The organism is Pseudoxanthomonas sp. z9 (genome assembly GCF_006542425.1).
Classification (GTDB): domain Bacteria; phylum Pseudomonadota; class Gammaproteobacteria; order Xanthomonadales; family Xanthomonadaceae; genus Pseudoxanthomonas_A.
Map to the genome: position 1 here is coordinate 1 of NZ_VFID01000004.1, position 18,901 is coordinate 18,901.

The following is an 18,901-nucleotide window of genomic DNA, read 5'->3' on the forward strand; positions in this document are numbered from 1 at the left end:
CGGCATGAGCATCGCGCTGGCGGCGATGGCCGACAGTTTCATCGCAAATGCCAACGCGGCCGGCATCCCGATGGACGTGCTGCACCGGGTGGCCTCGATGGCCTCCGGCGGCATGGACACACTGCCGCACAATGGCGCGGTCATCACCCTGCTGGCGGTGACCGGCCTGAGCCACCGCCAGTCCTACAAGGACATCTTCGCCATTACCCTGATCAAGACGATGGCGGTGTTCTTCATCATCGCCCTGTTCTACCTGACCGGCTGGATCTGAATCCGGGCGTCACCCCGCGGCTGGGCATCGCCAGTCCTCTCCCGCCGACAAGAATCTTCGGGGAAGCCCACCACAAGCCGCGCTCGCGGGCCGGAAACGAACGGTCACCGGATCGCGCCCTCCGTCCCGATGCCGGCTCCCTCCGCGCAACGGACGCATCGGCCTGTGCGCACGGTCGCAGTCGTGTTCGCCCCGCTTGCCGAATACTGGCGACGATTCCGGGGAAACCAGCCATCACGATGACACGCCGAGCCTTCACGGTCCGCCGGACCGCGTTCCGTACCCGTACCCCACTGGCATTGCGGCGAGGTCGCGGATCGACTTCCGCGGAACCGGCGGCCTCCGCACCGTCGGCCGAATCGCAACGCGCCGCCGTGCGCGAACGCCATCGGCGCCTGTACGGCCTGCGCGGCGGTGAGCGCGGCACGCTCGCCGGCGCCCCGGAGCGCGAGTCCGCGACGGGTGGTCAGGTCGCCCAGGACATGAGCGAACCGCGCCTGCTGACCCTGCCTCCGCCGCCGTTCGCGGTGAGGATGTTGAACCGGCTCAGCTATGGCGCGACCCCGACCACCGTGGCCGAGTTCAACGCGCTGGGCGACAACGATCGCCAGCGCCTGGCCAACTACGTCGACTGGCAACTGGACTGGGATGCCATCGACGATGGCGCGGTGGAGAACCGGCTCGCCAGCGCGGGCTACACCACCCTGGGCAAGCCGCTGCCGCAGCTGTGGGCGGATCACGTGGCGCCGGATCCCGACTACGCGATCCGCATGCGCCCGGCCAACGAAGTACAGCGGGCGGCGTTCGTCCGCGCGGTGTACTCGCGCCGCCAGTTGCGCGAGGTGCTGGTCAATTTCTGGCACGACCATTTCAACGTGCTGGTCAGCGAGTTCAGTGCCGGCCCGCTGTTCCCGCATTACACCCGCGACGTGATCCGCGCGCATGCCAAGGGGAACTTCCGCGCCCTGCTGGAAGCCGTCGCGACCAGTACCTCGATGCTGTACTTCCTGGACAACATCAACAATTCGCGATCCGGTCCCAACGAGAACTGGGCGCGCGAGCTGCTGGAACTGCATACGCTGGGCGCCGAGAACTACCTGGGCTTCACCGATCCGTTCGAGGTACCGCCGTGTCCGGAGGATCCGTCCTATCCGATCGGCTACACGGACATCGACGTGTACGAAACCGCCGCGGCCTTCACCGGCTGGTCGGCGAAGAACGCGCACTGGGAATTCCCCGCCGAGAACGACGGCACCTTCGTCTACCGGCAGTCATGGCACGACGCCGGGCCTAAGTTCCTGCTGGGGCGGATGCTGTACCCGGAGCAGCCGGCGATGAAGGATGGACGCGACGTGCTGGATCGCCTGGCCAGCCATCCGCGGGTGGCCAAATTCATCTGCCGCAAGCTGATCCGGCGCTTCGTCACCGACACGCCGCGGCAGGCGCTGGTCGACAGTGCCGCCGCGCTGTTCCGGGCCAACTGGCAACGTCCGGATCAGATTGAAATCGTGTTGCGCCACATCCTCAACGCCGATGACTTCGTCAACGGCTGGGGTTGGAAGAATCGCCGTCCGTTCGAGGCCACCGTGGCGGCGATGCGCGTCCTGGGCCACGACTGGACCTTGCGGCTCGACCACGAAAAGAGCGACGAATTCATGTGGCGGATGGGGTTCACCGGCCATCTGCCCTATAACTGGGCCGCACCCAACGGCTATCCGGACACCGGCCTGGCCTGGTCCGGCGCCAACTCGCTGGCGATGACCTGGAAGCTGCTCAACTGGCTGACCGAGACCAGCGACGGCGGCGTGCCGCTGAGTCCGATCCTGGCCGCCACGCGCGCCGGCGTGCCGGCGGCGCAATGGACCGCCAACACGCTGGTGACGTTCTGGTGCAACCGCCTGCTGGGCTACCAGCCCGAGGCGGCGCGCCGGCAGACGCTGGTCGGCTTCATGGCGCAGAACGGCGATCCGGCCAGTTACGTGATCGCCGACACCGATGCCTGGGCGATCAACGATCTGAAGCGCCACTACAACCATCAGCGCCTGCGCAGCCTGGTCTCGCTGATCCTGATGTCCCCCGAATTCATGGCCCGCTGAGGTGACCGCATGAGCCGATTCACCCTGACCCGCCGCGAATTCGTGAAGGGTTGCTGCGGCGCCGCCGTGGTGGGCGCCGCCGGTTCGATCCTGACGTTCTCCGAGGACGCGAGCGCGGCCGCCAACGCCTACGACACCGTGGTGCACCTGTTCCTGCGCGGCGGCATGGATGGCCTGAACCTGGTCGTGCCGATCAGCGGCGACGACCGCACGTTCTACGAACAGGCGCGACCGGACCTGTCGATTCCGATCAGCGGCACCTACGCCGCGCTGCCGTTGACCCTGGCCGGCGGCGCCGCCACCGGATTCGGCCTGCATCCTTCCGCGACCGGCCTGCGCGATCTCTGGAACAACGGCCACCTGGGCATCGTGCACGCCGCCGGCATGGCCACCTCGGTCACCCGCAGCCATTTCGATGCGCAGTTGTCGATCGATCTCGGCACGCCGGGCAAGTTCGGCACCGGCAGCGGATGGCTGGCACGCGCCTGGGACAGTCGTCCCGCCGGCACGCCGGCCGCGGCCCTGCCCGCGCTGGGTATCGGCACCACCCAGCCGGCCGGCCTGCTCGCCTCCACCGCCGCGCTGACCATGGGCAGCGCGGGCGACTTCCGCCTCAATGCCGGCGCCTATGCCTGGCAGGAACGTCGTCCCGATTCGCCAGTCGGTTTTCGCGGCATCAACGAGACCCTGGCCGATCTTTGGAGCGGCCGCACCGGCCTGCAGTTGAGCGGCCAGCGTGCCGACGCGTCGCTGCGCCTGATCGCCCAGCAGACCTATGGATCCCCGCCAGCGGGCTGGCCGAGCGGCACCTTCGCGCAGCAGCTGTGGACCATCGCGCAGTCGATCCGCTTCAACCTCGGCCTGCGCTACGCCACGCTCGATCTGGGCGGCTGGGACACCCACGAGGGCCAGGGCACGGCCGGCAGCGGCTACCACTACTACCAGAACAAGATCGCCGAACTCTCCTCGGCGTTGCAGGCGTTCTTCAACGAACTCAACGCCGGTGGCGAGATGGCGCGGGTCACGGTGATCGTGCAGTCCGAGTTCGGCCGCCGGGTGCGTGCGAACGCCAATGGCGGCACCGATCACGGCTACGGCAATCCGCTGCTGGTGCTCGGCGGACCGGTCAACGGCCGCCGTTTCTACGGCAGTTGGCCTGGCCTGAATCCGGAAACCCTGTCACCCACCTTCGGCGACGTGCCGGTGACCACCGACTATCGGCGGGTGATATCCGAAATCCTGATCCGGCGGATGGGCAATGCCAACCTGTCGCAGGTATTTCCCGGCTATGCCGGCTATGCACCGCTGGGCATCGTCCAGGGCAGCGATCTGGCGGCGAATGCGCAGGTGCTGCCGCTCGCCGCGCCCGCACTGTCGACGGCGCCGGGAGAAGCACGCCATGGCAATGCCGGTGGCGACGAAGTGCCCGCCTGGCAACGCCGTGGCCGCATCGAACGGTTCATCCCCCGTCGGGAGCACTGAGCCACGACCGCATGCGATGATGCGCCCGCACCTCATGGAGATCCGGCGCGATGCAGGGCAGGCGATGGTGGCGGTATGGATTGTCCGGGTTGATCGTATTGCTTGTTCCGGCCGCGGCGTATCTGGGCTGGCTGCAAGGACGCGCCGCCAGCGCTCCTGTCACCCACGCCATGCCGGCGCCGCCTGATCGGCAGATGCCTGTATCGGACGCGTCCATGCCACAGCCATCGCGCGCGTCCGCAGCTTCCGATACTCCGCTGCCCGCGCTGGAAACGCCACTGCGTGATTCGCTGGCGACGCTGCGACAGCGCGCCGACGCGGGAGAATCCGCCGCGGCTTGCCGTCTCGCCGCCGAATTCGAGTACTGCCACCAGATCCGCTACCGCCTGGCCGCCGCTTCGGAAACGCTGCGGGAACAGGAACGGTCCGGGATCAATACGGCTTCCGGCCTGTCCGAGCAAACCCGCCAGAACCTGCGCAACATGATGGCGGCCAACAGCGAACATTTGCTCAAGGAAAGCGAGCACTGCGAGGGCGTGCCGCTGTCGACCGCGGCCGAACGCGTGCGCTACTGGCGCCAGGCGGCCCTGGCCGGCAGCACACCGGCACTGCGCCACTACGCGGTCGGCAATGCGTTCCGGCTCAACGAGACGCTTGAGAATCTGGAGGCATTGGTTGTCTACCGGCGCGAAGCCGAGGCGCTCGCCTGGCGAGGCGTCGCTTCAGGCGACCTGCATACCGGCTTCGCCCTGGCGTCGGCGCTCTCGCCGCAGCGCAACGAACTGCGGCGCTACTTTCTCGCGCAGGCGGTGAAGCCGGACAAGGCCAAGGCACTGGCGTTATACCTGCACCTGGAGCGGCAACTGCAGTCGGCGCCGGCAGCATTCGACGGGCTGCGCGCGCAGGTTGAACAACAGCGCAGTGAGCTGCTGGCGGATCTCGATGCGTCGATGCAAGCCAGGGCGCGCGAGTTGGCCGCCGGCTATGCGCGGGACTGGACGCCGGCGTCCTGGGAACCCGCCGCGGTTCCGACGCCGGGCGCACGCGGCACGCCCGACGCCGCGCGTGCCGAATGCTCGCGGCCGGTCACCGAACACGCAACGCGCTAGCGACGATCCGCCGTGGCCTGCCCGGTGGTCGCGGCCGGCCGCCTGCCCTCCCTGATCCGCTGCTCAGCCGTTCGCCGCGTGCCAGGCCTTGAGCAGTTCGGCTTCCTTGTCGCGGCTGATGCCCGCGCGCAGCTTGGCCTGGCGTTCGGCCGGCTGGCTGCGGAACCAGGCCATCAGATCGGTGATGGTGGTGTCCAGGGGACGATAGGTCAGGCCGGCCGCCACCGCGCGCGCGTTGCTGACCGCGCCATAGCCGGCATAGGGACCGCTCTTCGCGGACACCCAGATCGGAAGTTCCTCGACCTTCTGCGCTTCCAGGAATTCCGGCGTCACATGCGTATACGTGGGTTTGCCACCGGTTGCCGTCTGGCACGCCTGCAGCATGGCGTCCATCGGCAACAGTTCCTTCGGGCCAACCGCATTGAACACGCCATAGGTGCGCGCCTCCGCCAGCCGGATCATCCACTCGCCCAGATCGCGCCCGTCGATGATCTGCACCGGATCCTTGCCATCGCCCGGCACCAGCACCTCGCCGCCCTGGGCGACGCGGTGCGGCCAGTAGGTGAAGCGATCGGTTTCGTCACGCGGTCCGACGATGTAACCGGGGCGCACGATGGTCACGCGTTCACCGAACTGCTTGTGCGCCTCGGCCTCGCTGAGCGCCTTGAGCGGGCCGTACAGCCCCTCGATGTCGGCGCGCAGCGATTCCTGGGTTTCGGCCATCGCGTCCTTGCCCTTGTACTGGGCCAGCGCGTCGCCCTCGCTGATGCCAGGCTTGCTGCCATCGGCGTACACCGAAATCGTCGAGATGAAGAGGTAGTGCCCGACATTGCCTTTCAGCACTTTGCCGGCGTCACGGACCCAGAACGGCAGGCTGGTCGGGTTGTCGATGCAGACATCCCATTTGCGACCTTCCAGCGCCTCCAGGTCGCCGGTGTTGCGGTCGCCGTGCAGTTGTTCCACCTCGCCCGGCCATTCCGGCGAGGGGCGCTTGCCGCGGTTGAACAGGGTGACCTTGTGGCCGCGCTCCAGCGCGTAGGCGACCTGGAACGGACCGGTGAAGCCGGTACCGCCGAGAATCAGGATGTTCAGCGGTTTGGCGGCCTTTCCAACCTTGCCGGACTGACCGGCGGCGGCCCAGGCCAGCGAAGGCATCACGGCGGTGGCGGCGGCAAGCGCACTGAGTTTGAGCAGATCACGACGGCTGGTCATCGGGTGGCTCCGGTGGTGGTGGTGTGAAGCCGCACTAATACCACCCGGCGCCACCGCCGCGCCTATGGCGAAAGTCGGGGCTGGTTTGCCGCACCGCGCCATCGCTGTGCCGGCCGGCATGTCCCATGCGGGACAAGGCGGGCAAAACGGACGGACTGCGGAGAACTCCCGGGCAAACAAAAAGCGGGCCGAAGCCCGCTTTCTGCTGTCCGTGAAAGGAAGGGACCGGCTTATTCGGCCGGCACGCCCTCGCCTTCCTCGACGGCCTTGATCGACAGGCGGATACGGCCCTGCTTGTCGACTTCCAGCACCTTGACCTTGACCACGTCGCCTTCCTTCAGCTTGTCGCTGACCTTCTCCACGCGCTCGCTGGAAATCTGCGAGACGTGCACCAGGCCGTCCTTGCCCGGCAGGATGGTGACGAACGCACCGAAGTCCATGATCTTGGCGACCTTGCCTTCGTAGATGCGGCCCGGCTCGACGTCCGAGGTGATCTGCTCGATGCGGGCCTTGGCGGCCTGCGCGGCGGCGGCATTGACCGAAGCGATGACGATGGTGCCGTCGTCCTGGATGTCGATCTGGGTGCCGGTTTCCTTGGTGATGCCCTGGATGGTGGCACCGCCCTTGCCGATCACTTCGCGGATCTTGTCCGGGTGGATCTTGATGGTCAGCAGGCGCGGCGCGTAGTCGCTCAGCTCGGCGCGCGGGCTCGTGATGGCCGAGGCCATCTCGCCCAGGATATGCAGGCGGCCGGCCTTGGCCTGCTGCAGCGCCTGCTTCATGATCTCTTCGGTGATGCCTTCGATCTTGATGTCCATCTGCAGCGCGGACACGCCATCGGCGGTACCGGCAACCTTGAAGTCCATGTCGCCCAGGTGATCTTCGTCACCCAGGATGTCCGACAGCACGACGAAGTTGTCGCCTTCCTTCACCAGGCCCATCGCGATGCCCGCGACCGGCGCCTTCACCGGCACGCCGGCATCCATCAGCGCCAGCGAGCTGCCGCAGACCGAGGCCATCGAGGACGAACCGTTGGATTCGGTGATTTCCGACACCACACGGATGGTGTACGGGAACTCTTCCAGGGTCGGCATCACTGCCAGCACGCCACGCTTGGCCAGGCGGCCATGGCCGATTTCACGGCGCTTGGGCGCGCCGAAACGGCCGCATTCGCCCACCGAGAACGGAGGGAAGTTGTAGTGGAACAGGAAGTTTTCCTTGTACTCGCCGCTGACCGCATCGATCACCTGGCCGTCACGGGCGGTGCCGAGGGTGGCGACCACGATCGCCTGGGTCTCGCCACGGGTGAACAGCGAGGAGCCGTGGGTGCGCGGCAGCACGCTCACCTTGGAGCTGATCGGGCGGACGGTGTCCAGCGCACGGCCGTCGATGCGGACCTTGGTGGCCAGCACGGAGTCGCGCATGGTGCGGTATTCCAGCTCGCCGAATTCCTTCGACAGCTCGGCGCCGCTCCAGCCTTCGGCTTCGACGCGACCGGCCAGGCGCTCCACCACGTCCTTCTTGATCGCGGCGATGGCGTCACGGCGCTGCAGCTTGTCGCGCACCTGGAACGCTTCGGCCAACTGGTTGCCGATGGCTTCCTTCAGCGCCGAGATCAGGGCGGTGTTCTTGGCCGGGGCGGTCCACTCGGACGGCTTGGTGCCGGCTTCGACGGTCAGCTCGTTGATCGCGTTGATGACCTTCTGCATCTCGCGATGACCGAACATCACCGCGCCCAGCATCACGTCCTCGGACAGGATGGCGGCTTCGGATTCGACCATCAGCACCGCGTTGGCGGTACCGGCGACGACCAGCTCCAGCTGCGATTCCTTCAGCTCGCTGGTGGTCGGGTTGAGGATGTACTCGCCGTTCTTGTAACCAACCTTGGCGGCGCCAATCGGGCCCATGAACGGGGTGCCGGCCAGGGCCAGCGCGGCGGAGGCGCCGATCAGCGCCGGGATGTCACCATCCACTTCCGGGTTCAGCGACATCACCGTGGCGATGATCTGGACCTCGTTCTTGTAATCCTCCGGGAACAGCGGACGGATCGGACGATCGATGAGGCGCGAGATCAGCGTTTCCTTCTCGGTCGCACGGCCTTCGCGCTTGAAGAAGCCACCCGGGATGCGGCCGCCGGCGTAGAACTTCTCCTGGTAGTCGACCGTCAGCGGGAAGAAGTCCTGGCCTTCGCGGGCCGACTTGGCGGCGACGGCGGAGACCAGCAGTACGGTGTCGTCCATCTTGACGATGACGGCGCCGCTGGCCTGGCGGGCGATTTCGCCGGTTTCCAGGGTGACGGTGTGCTTGCCGTACTGGAAGGTTTTGGTGATTTTTGCCACGTGGTTTCCTTGAATATTGCCTGTTCGGATTCTGGGCCGCCCGCGGCCCTTGCCGCCGGCGGTTGGCCGGAGTGCCCGGCCGGTGTTCTGGGAGAAAAGCGACGTGCCCTATCGGCACTCAACCGGATTTCCTTCCCTCAAATGCAAACCGCGGCGCATTTCTGCGCCGCGGCGGGGTATTGCATCAACGACGCAGGCCGAGCTTTTCGATCAGGCTCTTGTAGCGCTCGTTGTCTTTCTTCTTCAGGTAGTCGAGCAGGCTGCGGCGACGGTTGACCAGCTGCAGCAGACCGCGACGGCTGTGGTGATCCTTCTTGTGGATCTTGAAGTGGCCGCTGAGCTGCTCGATGCGGGCGGTCAGCAGGGCGACCTGCACTTCCGGCGAACCGGTGTCGGCGGCGCCGCGCTTGTTTTCTTCAATGATCTTCTGGGTATCGATGGACATGTGGTTTCTCTGGAGATGCGAAGCCTGCAGGAACGCCGGGAGATACCGGAGTAGGCCGGTGCACCACGTGGCTCGCCGTGAACGAAAGGAAATGCCGGACAAAACCGGCGGCGTAGTGTAGCCGCCGAGGCCTTTTGAAACAAGGTTTTAATGTTGGGGCCGTGTCGCCGCCGGGGTATTGCGGACCGCCCAGCTGAACAGACGCTGGGGGACCAGCAGCCCCTCGCCGTCGACGCTGCCCAGGCCCAGCACCCGCCCCCCGGGGCCGTGCACGGCCACCATTTCCGCCGATTCGCCCTGCCCCCGCAGGCGCTGGCCCATGCCGAAACGGCACGCGCCATCGGCATCCAGGTCGCGGCGGGGAAAGCCGGTCAGGCCGGCCTCGACCGGCAGCAGCGCGGCCAGCAGCGCCGCCTCGCCCTCCCCGGCCAGCGCGTCCAGCGCCTCCAGGGTGTACATGCGCGGGGCCAGGAACGGCTCGACCCACAGCCGGCGCAGTTCGGCCACGTGGGCGCCGCATCCCAGCGCCTCGCCCAGATCGCGGACCAGGCTGCGCACGTAGGTGCCGGAACCGCACTCGACCCGCAGCCGGACCCGGCTGCCTTCGACGTCCAGCACCTCGATGGCGTGGACCTCGACCTCGCGCTCGGGCGCCTCGATGGTCTCGCCCCGGCGAGCCTTGGCGTACAGCGGCTCGCCGCCCTGCTTGAGCGCCGAGTAGATGGGGGCGCGCTGGCGGATACGCCCGCGCAGCGGTGCCAGGGCGGCCTCCAGGTCGGCCGGATCCACCGTCGGTACCGGCCGCTGGCGCAGGATCGCACCATCGGCATCGTCACTGTCGGTGGTCACGCCCAGCACCGCGGTGGTCTCGTAGGCCTTGCGCGAACCCAGCAGCAGGCCGGCGATCTTGGTGGCCTCGCCGAAGCACAGCGGCAGCAGTCCGGTGGCGAGCGGGTCCAGGCTGCCGGTATGTCCGCCCTTCTCCGCGCGGAACAGCCGCCGCGCGGCCTGCAGGGCGGCGTTGGAACTGAGGCCCTGCGGCTTGTCCAGCAGCAGCAGCCCATCCAGCGGACGGAAGCGAATCTTCGGGGGCATCCCTCTCCGGGTTCCTTTCAGAGTCATCGGGCACGGCCTGCACCTGCACGGCGGCCGCGACGACACGATGGGTCGGCGGGGCCAGGCCCGCCCAGTATCAACGAAAAACGGCGCCGGCGCGGTGCGCGCCGGGGCCGGCCATCAGCCCTGGTCGTCGCCGGAACCGTGTTCCGGCAAATCACGCAGCAACTGGTCGATGCGCTCGCCGCGATCCACCGAATCGTCGTAGTGGAAATGCAGTTCCGGCACGTGGCGCAGCTTGACCCGGCGGGCCAGCTCCATCCGCAATTCGCGCGCCAGTTCGCGCAGCCCCTTGATCGCATCCGCGGAGCGTTCCGGCATCAACGCCGTCACGTAGACCTGGGCATGCGCCAGGTCACGCGAGACCTCGACATCGGACACGCTCACCGACGGCAGGCCGTACTCGCGCACGGCCTCGTGCACCAGCGTGCCCAGCTCGCGGCGGAGCTGTGCGGAGATGCGGTCGGTACGGTGGAAGGATTTGGTGGGCATTGGTACGGGAATCGGGAATGGGAAATCGGGAATCGCGGGCGTGCTGCGGGCGGAACCGGGAGAAGGGAAACCGCCCTGCGATTCCCCATTCCCGATTCCCTATTCCCGTCAGAGCGTCCGCGCCACCTCGATGCGCTCGAAGCACTCGATCTGGTCGCCCGGCTTGATGTCGTTGTACGCCTTCACGCCGATACCGCATTCGGTGCCGTTGCGGACTTCTTCCACGTTTTCCTTGAAGCGGCGCAGCGATTCCAGTTCGCCCTCGAAGATGACGGTGCTGTCGCGCAGCACGCGGATCGGCTTGTTGCGCTTGACCACGCCCTCCACGACCATGCAGCCGGCGACCGCGCCGAACTTGGAGCTGCGGAATACGTCGCGGACCTCGGCGGTGCCGATGATCTCTTCGCGGATTTCCTTGCCCAGCAGGCCCGAAGCAACCTGCTTCACCTGGTCGATCACGTCATAGATGATCGAGAAGTAGCGCAGGTCGACGCCGTTGGCCTCGATGATGCGGCGGGCGGACGCGTCGGCACGCACGTTGAAGCCGATGACCGTCGCCTTGGCGGTGACCGCGGCGTTGGCGTCGGATTCGGTGATGCCGCCGACGCCGGCGGTGATCACGTTGATGCGGATCAGTTCGTTGGACAGCCCGACCAGCGACTGCTTCAGTGCTTCCACCGAACCCTGCACGTCGGCCTTGATCACCAGGTTCAGCACCTGCTGGCCTTCGCCCTGGCCCATCTGCGCCAGGATGTCCTCCATGCGGTTGCCGGCCTGCTTGACCAGACGCGACTCGCGGCGCTTGGCGTCGCGCTGCTGCGCCACGTCCTTGGCCAGGCGCTCGTCCTCGACCACCACGAAATCGTCGCCGGCGTCGGGCACGCCCGACAGGCCCAGCACCTGCACCGGAATCGACGGGCCGGCCGAGGCCGGCTGGCCGCCGGTCTCGTCGAACAGCGCGCGCACGCGGCCGTACTGGATGCCGCACACCAGGTAGTCGCCCTTCTTCAGGGTGCCCTGCTGCACCAGCACCGTCGCGACCGGGCCGCGGCCCTTGTCCAGCGAGGATTCGATGACCACGCCGCTGGCGCGGCCGTCCTGCACGGCCTTCAGTTCGAGCACTTCGGCCTGCAACGAAATCGCGTCCAGCAGTTCGTCGATGCCCTGGCCGGTCTTGGCCGAGATCTCGACCATCTGGGTGTCGCCGCCGAAATCCTCGGCGACCACTTCCTCGGCCAGCAGTTCGTTCTTGACCCGCATCGGATCGGCGTCGGACTTGTCGATCTTGTTGACCGCGACGATCAGCGGCACCTTGGCCGCCTTGGCGTGCTGGATGGCTTCCTTGGTCTGCGGCATGACGCCGTCGTCGGCCGCCACCACCAGCACCACGATGTCGGTCAGCTTGGCGCCGCGGGCGCGCATCGCGGTGAACGCGGCGTGGCCGGGGGTATCCAGGAAGCTGATGACGCCCTTCGGCGTTTCCACGTGGTACGCGCCGATGTGCTGGGTGATGCCGCCGGCTTCGCCGGTGGCGACCTTGGTGCGGCGGATGTAGTCCAGCAGCGAGGTCTTGCCGTGGTCGACGTGGCCCATGATGGTGACCACCGGCGGACGCGAGACCTTGTCGCCCTGGTGCTCCTCGGTATGGGCCAGCAGTTCGCTCTCGGCGTCGTTGCTCTCGGCGCGGATTGCCTTGTGGCCCAGTTCTTCGGTCACCAGCGCGGCGGTGTCGTGATCGATGGTCTGGGTGATGGTCGCCATCACGCCCATCTTGAACATCGCCTTCACCACGTCGCCGCCCTTCAGGGCCAGTTTCTGCGCCAGGTCGGCCACGGTGATGGTTTCACCGATGGCGACTTCGCGCACGACCGGCGCGGTCGGGCGCTCGAAGCCATGCGCGCCGCCGCCACCGCCACGGCTCTGCTCCATCTGCCTGCGCGGCTTGGGCTTGCCACGCGAGGTCGTGCGGCGCGCGCGCTCGGCGGCGGACAGGTGCAGCTGGCCAGCGAAGCGGCTGGCCGCGTCGTCGTCCTCGATGCCGCTGACCATCGCGTGCGAGCCGCGGGTCTTGTGCTTGTTCGCCGCCGCGGCGGCGCCGTTGCGGTCGTCGACACGCGGCGGATCCTTGCGCACCACCTGCTTGGGCACGTGGTGTCCGCCGGCACGCGCGGGACGCTCCTCGCCGGAAGCTTCGCCGGCATTGGCGGCGTTGGCTTCGGCCTCGGCGCGCGCGATGGCTTCGGCGGCCGCGCGGGCGGCTTCCTCTTCCTTGCGCTTGCGCTCGAGTTCCTCGGCACGACGGCGATCACCCTCGGCCAGGCGCTGCTGTTCCTGCAGGTTGCGCTGCTTGGATTCCTCCAGCTTGCGCAGGATCTCGGCGCGCTCGGGGTCGGTCTCCGTGTGCGAGGTGGTCGCGACGACGGGCGCATCGGCCTCGTTCGGTTTCACGTAGGTGCGCTTCTGGCGCACTTCCACGTTCACCGTGGTCTTGCTGCGGCCGGCGGCGACGGTCACTTCCTGCACCTTGCGGCGGTTCAGGGTGATCTTCTTCGGCGCGGCGGTCTCGTCCGCCGGCTTCTCGGTCTTGCCGTGGGTACGGCGCAGGAAGCCGAGCAGCTTCATCTTCTCGGTGCTGGTCACGACCTGGTCGGGACCGCTGAACTTCATGCCGGCCTCGGCCAGCTGTTCCAGCAGTTTCTCGACCGGCGTATTGACCAGTTCAGCCAGCTTGCGGATGGTGGTTTGCTGCGACATTCGGATCCTAGTTTCTTTGTAGCGCCCCTCTGCCGTCAGCGAAGGAGCGCCCCATTTCAAGGTTGGGGATTCTAAGCCCTGCGGGTGCCAGGGCGGTGCTCATCGGTGGATCATTCGCCGCGCTCCAGGCGGGCGATCTCCTCGGCACGGGCGGCCAGGATCAGCGCCGCGGCGCGTCCCTCGTCCATCCCTTCGATGCCAAATTCCACCACTTCGTCGGCGGCCAGGTCCGACAGGTCCTCGCTGGTACGGACGCCCTGCGCGGCCAGCGCGTAGGCGGTTTCCTCGTCCATGCCTTCCAGTGCCAGCAGGTCGTCGGCGGGCTGGTTCTCCTCCAGGCCCTCCTCCTCGGCCAGGGCCTCGTTCAGCAGGGCGTCGCGGGCGCGGGCCCGCAGTTCCTCGACGATGTCCTCGTCGAAGCCTTCGACGGCCAGCAGCTCGCCGACCGGCACGTAGGCGATTTCCTCGACCGTGCTGAAGCCCTCGCTGACCAGGATGGCGGCGATTTCCTCGTCCACCTCCAGCTTGTCCATGAACAGCTGGCGGGCCACGGCCTGCTCGGCCTCGGACTTGGCGGCGACCTGGTCCTGGGTCATGACGTTGAGCTGCCAGCCGGTCAGGCGGCTGGCCAGGCGCACGTTCTGGCCGCCCTTGCCGATGGCCTGGGCCAGCCGGTCCTCGGCCACCGCCAGATCCATCGAGTGCTTTTCCTCGTCAACGATGATCGACTGCACCTCGGCCGGCGCCATCGCGTTGATGACGAAGGTGGCCGGGTTGTCGTTCCACAGCACGATGTCCACGCGCTCGCCGTTGAGCTCGTTCGACACCGCCTGCACGCGCGAACCGCGCATGCCGATGCAGGCGCCGATGGGATCGGTGCGGCTGTCGTGCGCCAGCACCGCGATCTTGGCGCGGTCGCCCGGATCACGCGCGCAGGCCTTGATCTCGACCAGGCCCTGGCCCACTTCCGGCACTTCCAGCTTGAACAGCTCGATCATGAATTCCGGCGCGGCGCGGCTGATGAACAGCTGCGGGCCGCGGGGCTCGGAACGCACGTCGTACAGGTAGCCGCGCACACGGTCGCCGGCGCGCAACACGTCGCGCGGGATGCCCTTGTCCTTCGGGATGAAGGCCTCGGCGTTGCCGCCCAGGTCCACGTAGATGTTGCCGCGCTCGGCACGCTTGACCACGCCGGTGACCAGTTCGCCGACGCGATCCTTCCACGCATCCACCACCTGCTGGCGCTCGGCTTCGCGCACGCGCTGCACGATCACCTGCTTGGCGGCCTGCGCGGCGATGCGCCCGAAGTCCGGGTTCTCGATCTGCTCCTCGATCCAGTCGCCGACCTCGACGCCCTCGGCCTCGTCGACGGCGTCCATCAGGCGGAGCTGGCGATCCGGCGATTCCATCACCACGTCGTCGGCCACCACTTCCCAGCGGCGGAAGGTTTCGTAGCTGCCGTCCTTGTGATCAATCGAAACGCGCACCGACACGTCCTGATCCAGATAGCGCTTCTTGGCGGCGGACGCCAGCGCGGCTTCGATGGCATCGAAGATCACCTCGCGCGGCACGCCTTTCTCGTTGGCGACCGCATCCACCACCAGCAAAAGTTCCTTACTCATCAGTTCACTCCGCACGCGGCTTGCGAGCCGCCGGCTTGTTGGGTTGTTGCTTGGATTCCTGCTTCGCCGCGCCCTTCCTGCCGGCTGCGGCTCCGCCAGCGGTGCCGGCCTTGCGGCCGCCACCCTTGGGTTTTTCGGGGGCCAGGCCCAGGGCCGCCCAATCGGGGACCAGCCTGGCCTTGTCAATATTATCGAACGCCACGGACAACGCCGCGCCGTCGACGGTGAAAACGACCTGTCCGTCCTCGACCCGGGTGATTTCTCCCTGCAGGCGGCGGCGCCCGTCCTGGGGCAGCTTCAGTACCACCTTGGCGCTTTCGCCCTGGTGGCGCGCGAACTGCGCCAGGGTGAACAGGGGCCGGTCGACGCCCGGGGAAGACACTTCCAGGGTGTAGTTGCCGGAAATCGGGTCCTCGACGTCCAGTTGCGCCGATACCTCGCGGCTGACCGCCTCGCAGTCGTCGATGTTGACGAAACGGCTGTCACGCTCGGCATCCTGCACGTCGATGTACAGCCGCAAGGTGGCGCCGCCGGGCGCGGGCAGGTACTCGATGCCCAGCAGCTCGAGCCCGAGCGCCTGCACCGTGGGGGCCAGGAGTTCCGAGATTTGAGTGGCCTTGTCGCTCACGGAATGACCTTTTTGCCAGGTAAAGTCTGGTTGCAGAAAACAACAAGGGGCCCGGTGGGCCCCTTGTCCGATAACGCTGGATTTCGGTGTGAAAGCGGAAGCATGCGCTTTCACGAGCCCGAGCTTCGGACGTGGAAGTCTTGATGACTTCCGCGACCGCAAAGCTTGGTAGCGGGGGCAGGATTTGAACCTGCGACCTTCGGGTTATGAGCCCGACGAGCTGCCAGACTGCTCCACCCCGCAGCAGAAGCGGAATTATGAAGGCTTCCGTGGATTCTTGCAAGCCTTCCCATCAACAAAAACTATCCGTCGCCGAAAAAATCAGGCGGCGGAGGCGGAATGGTTCAGCCGGCGAACGCCTGCTGGCACCACGCCATGATCGGGTTCCAGAAGATGCCCAGCACCAGCAGCGCCAGCGCGTTCACCCCGAACACCACCGGTACCACCCGGTCCTGGCGCACCGGCTGGCGCTCGCCCACCGGTTCGTCGAAGTACATGACCTTGATGACCCGCAGGTAATAGAACGCGCCAATCACCGCGCAGACCACGCCCAGGATCGCCAGCCAGGTGAAGCCGCCCTTCAGCGCGGCGCCCAGCACCACCAGCTTGGCCCAGAAGCCCAGGAACGGCGGCACGCCGGCCAGCGAGGCCATCACACACAGCACCAGTCCGGCCTGCCACGGGTTGCGGGCGTTCAGGCCCTTGAAGTCGTCGATCTTGTCGGCCTCGAAGCCCTGCCGCGACAGCACCACGATGGCGCCGAACGCCGCCGCCGACATCAGCGCGTAGCTGATCGCGTAGAACAGCGCCGCGGAATAACCGGTCGCGCCGCCGCCGGCGAAGCCGACCAGCAGGAAGCCCACGTGCGAGACGGTGGAATACGCCAGCATGCGCTTGAGGTTGGTCTGGGCAATGGCGATCAGGTTGCCGATCACCAGCGACGCCGCGGCCAGGCCGGCCAGCAGCCACTGCCACTGTTCGGTGACCGGGCCAACCCCGCTTTCCAGCAGGCGGTAGGCCATGCCGAACGCGGCCAGCTTGGGGCCGGAGCTGATGAACAGCGTGATCGGGGTCGGCGCGCCCTGGTAGACGTCCGGTAGCCACATGTGGAACGGGGCCGCGCCCAGCTTGAAGGCCACGCCAGCGACCATGAACACCACACCGGTCAGCAGCAGGGTGCGATCGGTGGCGCCCGCGATGGCGGCATGGATGCCGTCCAGGTGCAGCGTGCCGGTGGCGCCGTAGACCAGCGACATGCCGTAGAGCAGCAGGCCAGACGCGAGCGAACCCAGCACGATGTACTTCATCGCCGCTTCCGCCGACAGGCCGTCCTCGCGGTTCAACGCGACCAACGCGTACGAGCACAGCGCCAGCAGTTCCAAGCCCAGGTAGACCATGACCAGGCTGCCGGCCGACACCATCATCATCATGCCGGCGGTCGCCAGCATCACCAGCACCGGCACTTCGCCCGGATACAGCTTGCGCTCGCGCAGGTACGGCCAGGCGTAAACCAGCGACAGTCCGCTGACCAGCAGGATCGCCAGCTTGGTGACATTGGCCATCACGTCGCGGACGAACATGCCGTTGAACACGGACCCGCTGCCGCCGACGTCGGTGAGGATCATGAAGAACGAGACCGCCAGCGTGGCCAGGGCCAGCAGGTGGGTGATCACCCGTTGGCGGTCGCTGAGGAACAGATCCAGCATCAGCAGCGCGAACGCGCCGGCGATCAGCACGACTTCCGGCAGCAGCGGCAGCAGGTCGGCGGCGGTGGGGAGCATCGACGTGGTCATCATTCTTCCTTACAGCTTGCTGTTGGCGAGCTGCATCGCCAGGTTCGCAATCGACGGTTCCATCAGGTCCACCAGCGGCTTGGGATACACGCCCAGCACCAGCACGCCGATGGCGAACACGCCCAGCACCAGCGCCTCGCGCCCGTTGATGTCCTTGAGCTCGGCCACGTGCGAATTGGCCACCTCGCCGTACATCACCCGCTTGATCAGCCACAAGGTGTAGGCGGCGCCGATGATCAGGGTCAGCGCGGCGACCAGCGCGATCAGCGGATGCTTCTGGAAGCTGGCCACGATCACCATGAACTCGCCGACGAAACCGCTGGTGCCCGGCAGGCCGGAGTTGGCCATGCCGAACAGCACGAAGAACACCGCGAACCAGGGCATCACGTTGGCGACGCCGCCGTAGTCCTTGATCATGCGGGTATGCATGCGGTCGTACAGCACGCCGACGCAGGAGAACATCGCGCCGGAGACGAAGCCGTGCGAAATCATCTGCACCATCGCGCCCTGCAGGCCCAGGCGCGCGCCGTCCAGGTTGCCGTAGTCGCGGACCAGGCCGAAGGCGATGAAGATGCCCAGGGTGACGAAGCCCATGTGCGAGACCGACGAGTACGCGATCAGCTTCTTCATGTCGTCCTGCACCAGCGCCACCAGGCCGACATAGACCACGCCGATCAGCGACAGCAGGATCACCAGCCAGGCCCATTCGAAGCCGGCGTCCGGCAGGATCGGCAGGGTGAATCGCAGGAAGCCGTAGCCACCGATCTTCAGCATGATCGCCGCCAGGATCACCGAACCGGCGGTCGGCGCCTCCACGTGCGCGTCCGGCAACCAGGTGTGGACCGGGAACATCGGCACCTTGACCGCGAAGGCGATCAGGAAGGCGAAGAACAGCCAGGTCTGCTCCTTGGCATTCAGCGGCAGCGTGTACAGGTCCGCCAGCTGGAAGCTGCCGCCCTTCAGGTACAGGTAGATCAGGCCGATCAGCATGAACACCGACCCGAGGAAGGTGTACAGGAAGAACTTGATCGAAGCATAGATGCGGCGCGGGCCGCCCCACACGCCGATGATCAGGAACATCGGGATCAGCATGCCTTCGAAGAAGACATAGAACAGGATGGCGTCCAGCGCGCAGAACACGCCGATCATCAGGCCTTCCAGGAACAGGAACGCGGCCACGTACTGGCTGACCCGCTTCTCGACCGCCGACCATGCGCCGATCAGCGCCAGCACCGTGGTGAGCGTGGTCAGCACGATCAGCGCGACCGAGATGCCGTCGGCGCCCAGCGCGTACCAGATGTTGAACGCCGGCACCCAGGCGCGCTTTTCGGCGAACTGCATGCCGGGGTTGGCGAAGTCGAAGCCGGTCAGCAGCGGCAGGCTCGCCAGGAAGGTCAGCAGCGCCACGCCCAATGCCACCCAGCGGGCGGCACTGGCGCGACGGTTGCCCAGGGCGAGGACCAGCGCGCCGCCGAGAATCGGCAGCCAGATCAGAATGCTAAGCAAAGGCCAGTTCGACACGAGTGGTATCCGTTAATTCAG

General features: G+C 67.0%; 13 protein-coding genes, 1 tRNA gene and 1 pseudogene. 4 read left to right on the forward strand and 11 right to left on the reverse strand.

Features of this window, described 5'->3' with window-relative positions:
* The 4 genes and pseudogenes from FG323_RS04575 to FG323_RS04590 all read left to right on the forward strand — a co-directional run.
* Positions 1 to 271: pseudogene (locus FG323_RS04575) on the forward strand (GntP family permease); the annotation flags it as partial.
* A 239-nt stretch (positions 272 to 510) separates the two neighbouring features.
* Positions 511 to 2,367 carry a DUF1800 domain-containing protein gene (locus FG323_RS04580; protein ID WP_141453278.1) on the forward strand — a complete coding sequence of 619 codons (1,857 nt, stop codon included), beginning with the start codon at positions 511 to 513 and terminating at the stop codon, positions 2,365 to 2,367.
* Between the two features lie 9 nt (positions 2,368 to 2,376).
* Entirely contained in the window at positions 2,377 to 3,849 is a 1,473-nt protein-coding gene (locus FG323_RS04585) for a DUF1501 domain-containing protein (RefSeq protein ID WP_141453279.1), read from the forward strand.
* A 215-nt stretch (positions 3,850 to 4,064) separates the two neighbouring features.
* Positions 4,065 to 4,958, forward strand: a complete 894-nt coding sequence (locus FG323_RS04590) for a hypothetical protein (protein WP_141453280.1) — start codon at positions 4,065 to 4,067, stop codon at positions 4,956 to 4,958.
* A gap of 63 nt (positions 4,959 to 5,021) precedes the next feature.
* On the opposite strand, the gene FG323_RS04595 is transcribed toward FG323_RS04590, so the two are convergent.
* The 11 genes from FG323_RS04595 to FG323_RS04645 all read right to left on the reverse strand — a co-directional run bounded on the left by FG323_RS04595 (position 5,022) and on the right by FG323_RS04645 (position 18,880).
* The gene (locus tag FG323_RS04595; RefSeq protein ID WP_141453281.1) at positions 5,022 to 6,170 is read right to left on the reverse strand and encodes an NAD-dependent epimerase/dehydratase family protein; all 1,149 of its coding nucleotides are present in this window, start codon (positions 6,168 to 6,170) and stop codon (positions 5,022 to 5,024) included.
* A 230-nt stretch (positions 6,171 to 6,400) separates the two neighbouring features.
* Positions 6,401 to 8,509, reverse strand: coding sequence for a polyribonucleotide nucleotidyltransferase (gene pnp, locus FG323_RS04600; protein WP_141453282.1), 2,109 nt, complete (start codon positions 8,507 to 8,509; stop codon positions 6,401 to 6,403).
* A gap of 184 nt (positions 8,510 to 8,693) precedes the next feature.
* Complete coding sequence (gene rpsO / locus FG323_RS04605) at positions 8,694 to 8,954, reverse strand: 30S ribosomal protein S15 (protein ID WP_141453283.1); 261 nt, start codon at positions 8,952 to 8,954, stop codon at positions 8,694 to 8,696.
* A 147-nt stretch (positions 8,955 to 9,101) separates the two neighbouring features.
* On the reverse strand, positions 9,102 to 10,049 hold the full coding sequence (truB, locus tag FG323_RS04610; protein ID WP_141453284.1) for a tRNA pseudouridine(55) synthase TruB: 948 nt from the start codon (positions 10,047 to 10,049) through the stop codon (positions 9,102 to 9,104).
* A 141-nt stretch (positions 10,050 to 10,190) separates the two neighbouring features.
* Entirely contained in the window at positions 10,191 to 10,562 is a 372-nt protein-coding gene (gene rbfA, locus FG323_RS04615) for a 30S ribosome-binding factor RbfA (protein WP_141453285.1), read from the reverse strand.
* A gap of 108 nt (positions 10,563 to 10,670) precedes the next feature.
* Complete coding sequence (gene infB / locus FG323_RS04620; RefSeq protein ID WP_141453286.1) at positions 10,671 to 13,316, reverse strand: translation initiation factor IF-2; 2,646 nt, start codon at positions 13,314 to 13,316, stop codon at positions 10,671 to 10,673.
* A 110-nt stretch (positions 13,317 to 13,426) separates the two neighbouring features.
* Positions 13,427 to 14,938, reverse strand: a complete 1,512-nt coding sequence (gene nusA / locus FG323_RS04625; RefSeq protein ID WP_141453287.1) for a transcription termination factor NusA — start codon at positions 14,936 to 14,938, stop codon at positions 13,427 to 13,429.
* Positions 14,939 to 14,942: 4 nt separating this feature from the next.
* Complete coding sequence (gene rimP / locus FG323_RS04630) at positions 14,943 to 15,566, reverse strand: ribosome maturation factor RimP (RefSeq protein WP_141453288.1); 624 nt, start codon at positions 15,564 to 15,566, stop codon at positions 14,943 to 14,945.
* A 166-nt stretch (positions 15,567 to 15,732) separates the two neighbouring features.
* A tRNA-Met gene (locus FG323_RS04635) sits at positions 15,733 to 15,809 on the reverse strand.
* Positions 15,810 to 15,910: 101 nt separating this feature from the next.
* Positions 15,911 to 17,362, reverse strand: coding sequence for an NADH-quinone oxidoreductase subunit NuoN (gene nuoN / locus FG323_RS04640; protein ID WP_141453289.1), 1,452 nt, complete (start codon positions 17,360 to 17,362; stop codon positions 15,911 to 15,913).
* Between the two features lie 6 nt (positions 17,363 to 17,368).
* Positions 17,369 to 18,880, reverse strand: coding sequence for an NADH-quinone oxidoreductase subunit M (locus FG323_RS04645; RefSeq protein WP_141453290.1), 1,512 nt, complete (start codon positions 18,878 to 18,880; stop codon positions 17,369 to 17,371).
* Between the last annotated feature and the right edge of the window lie 21 nt (positions 18,881 to 18,901).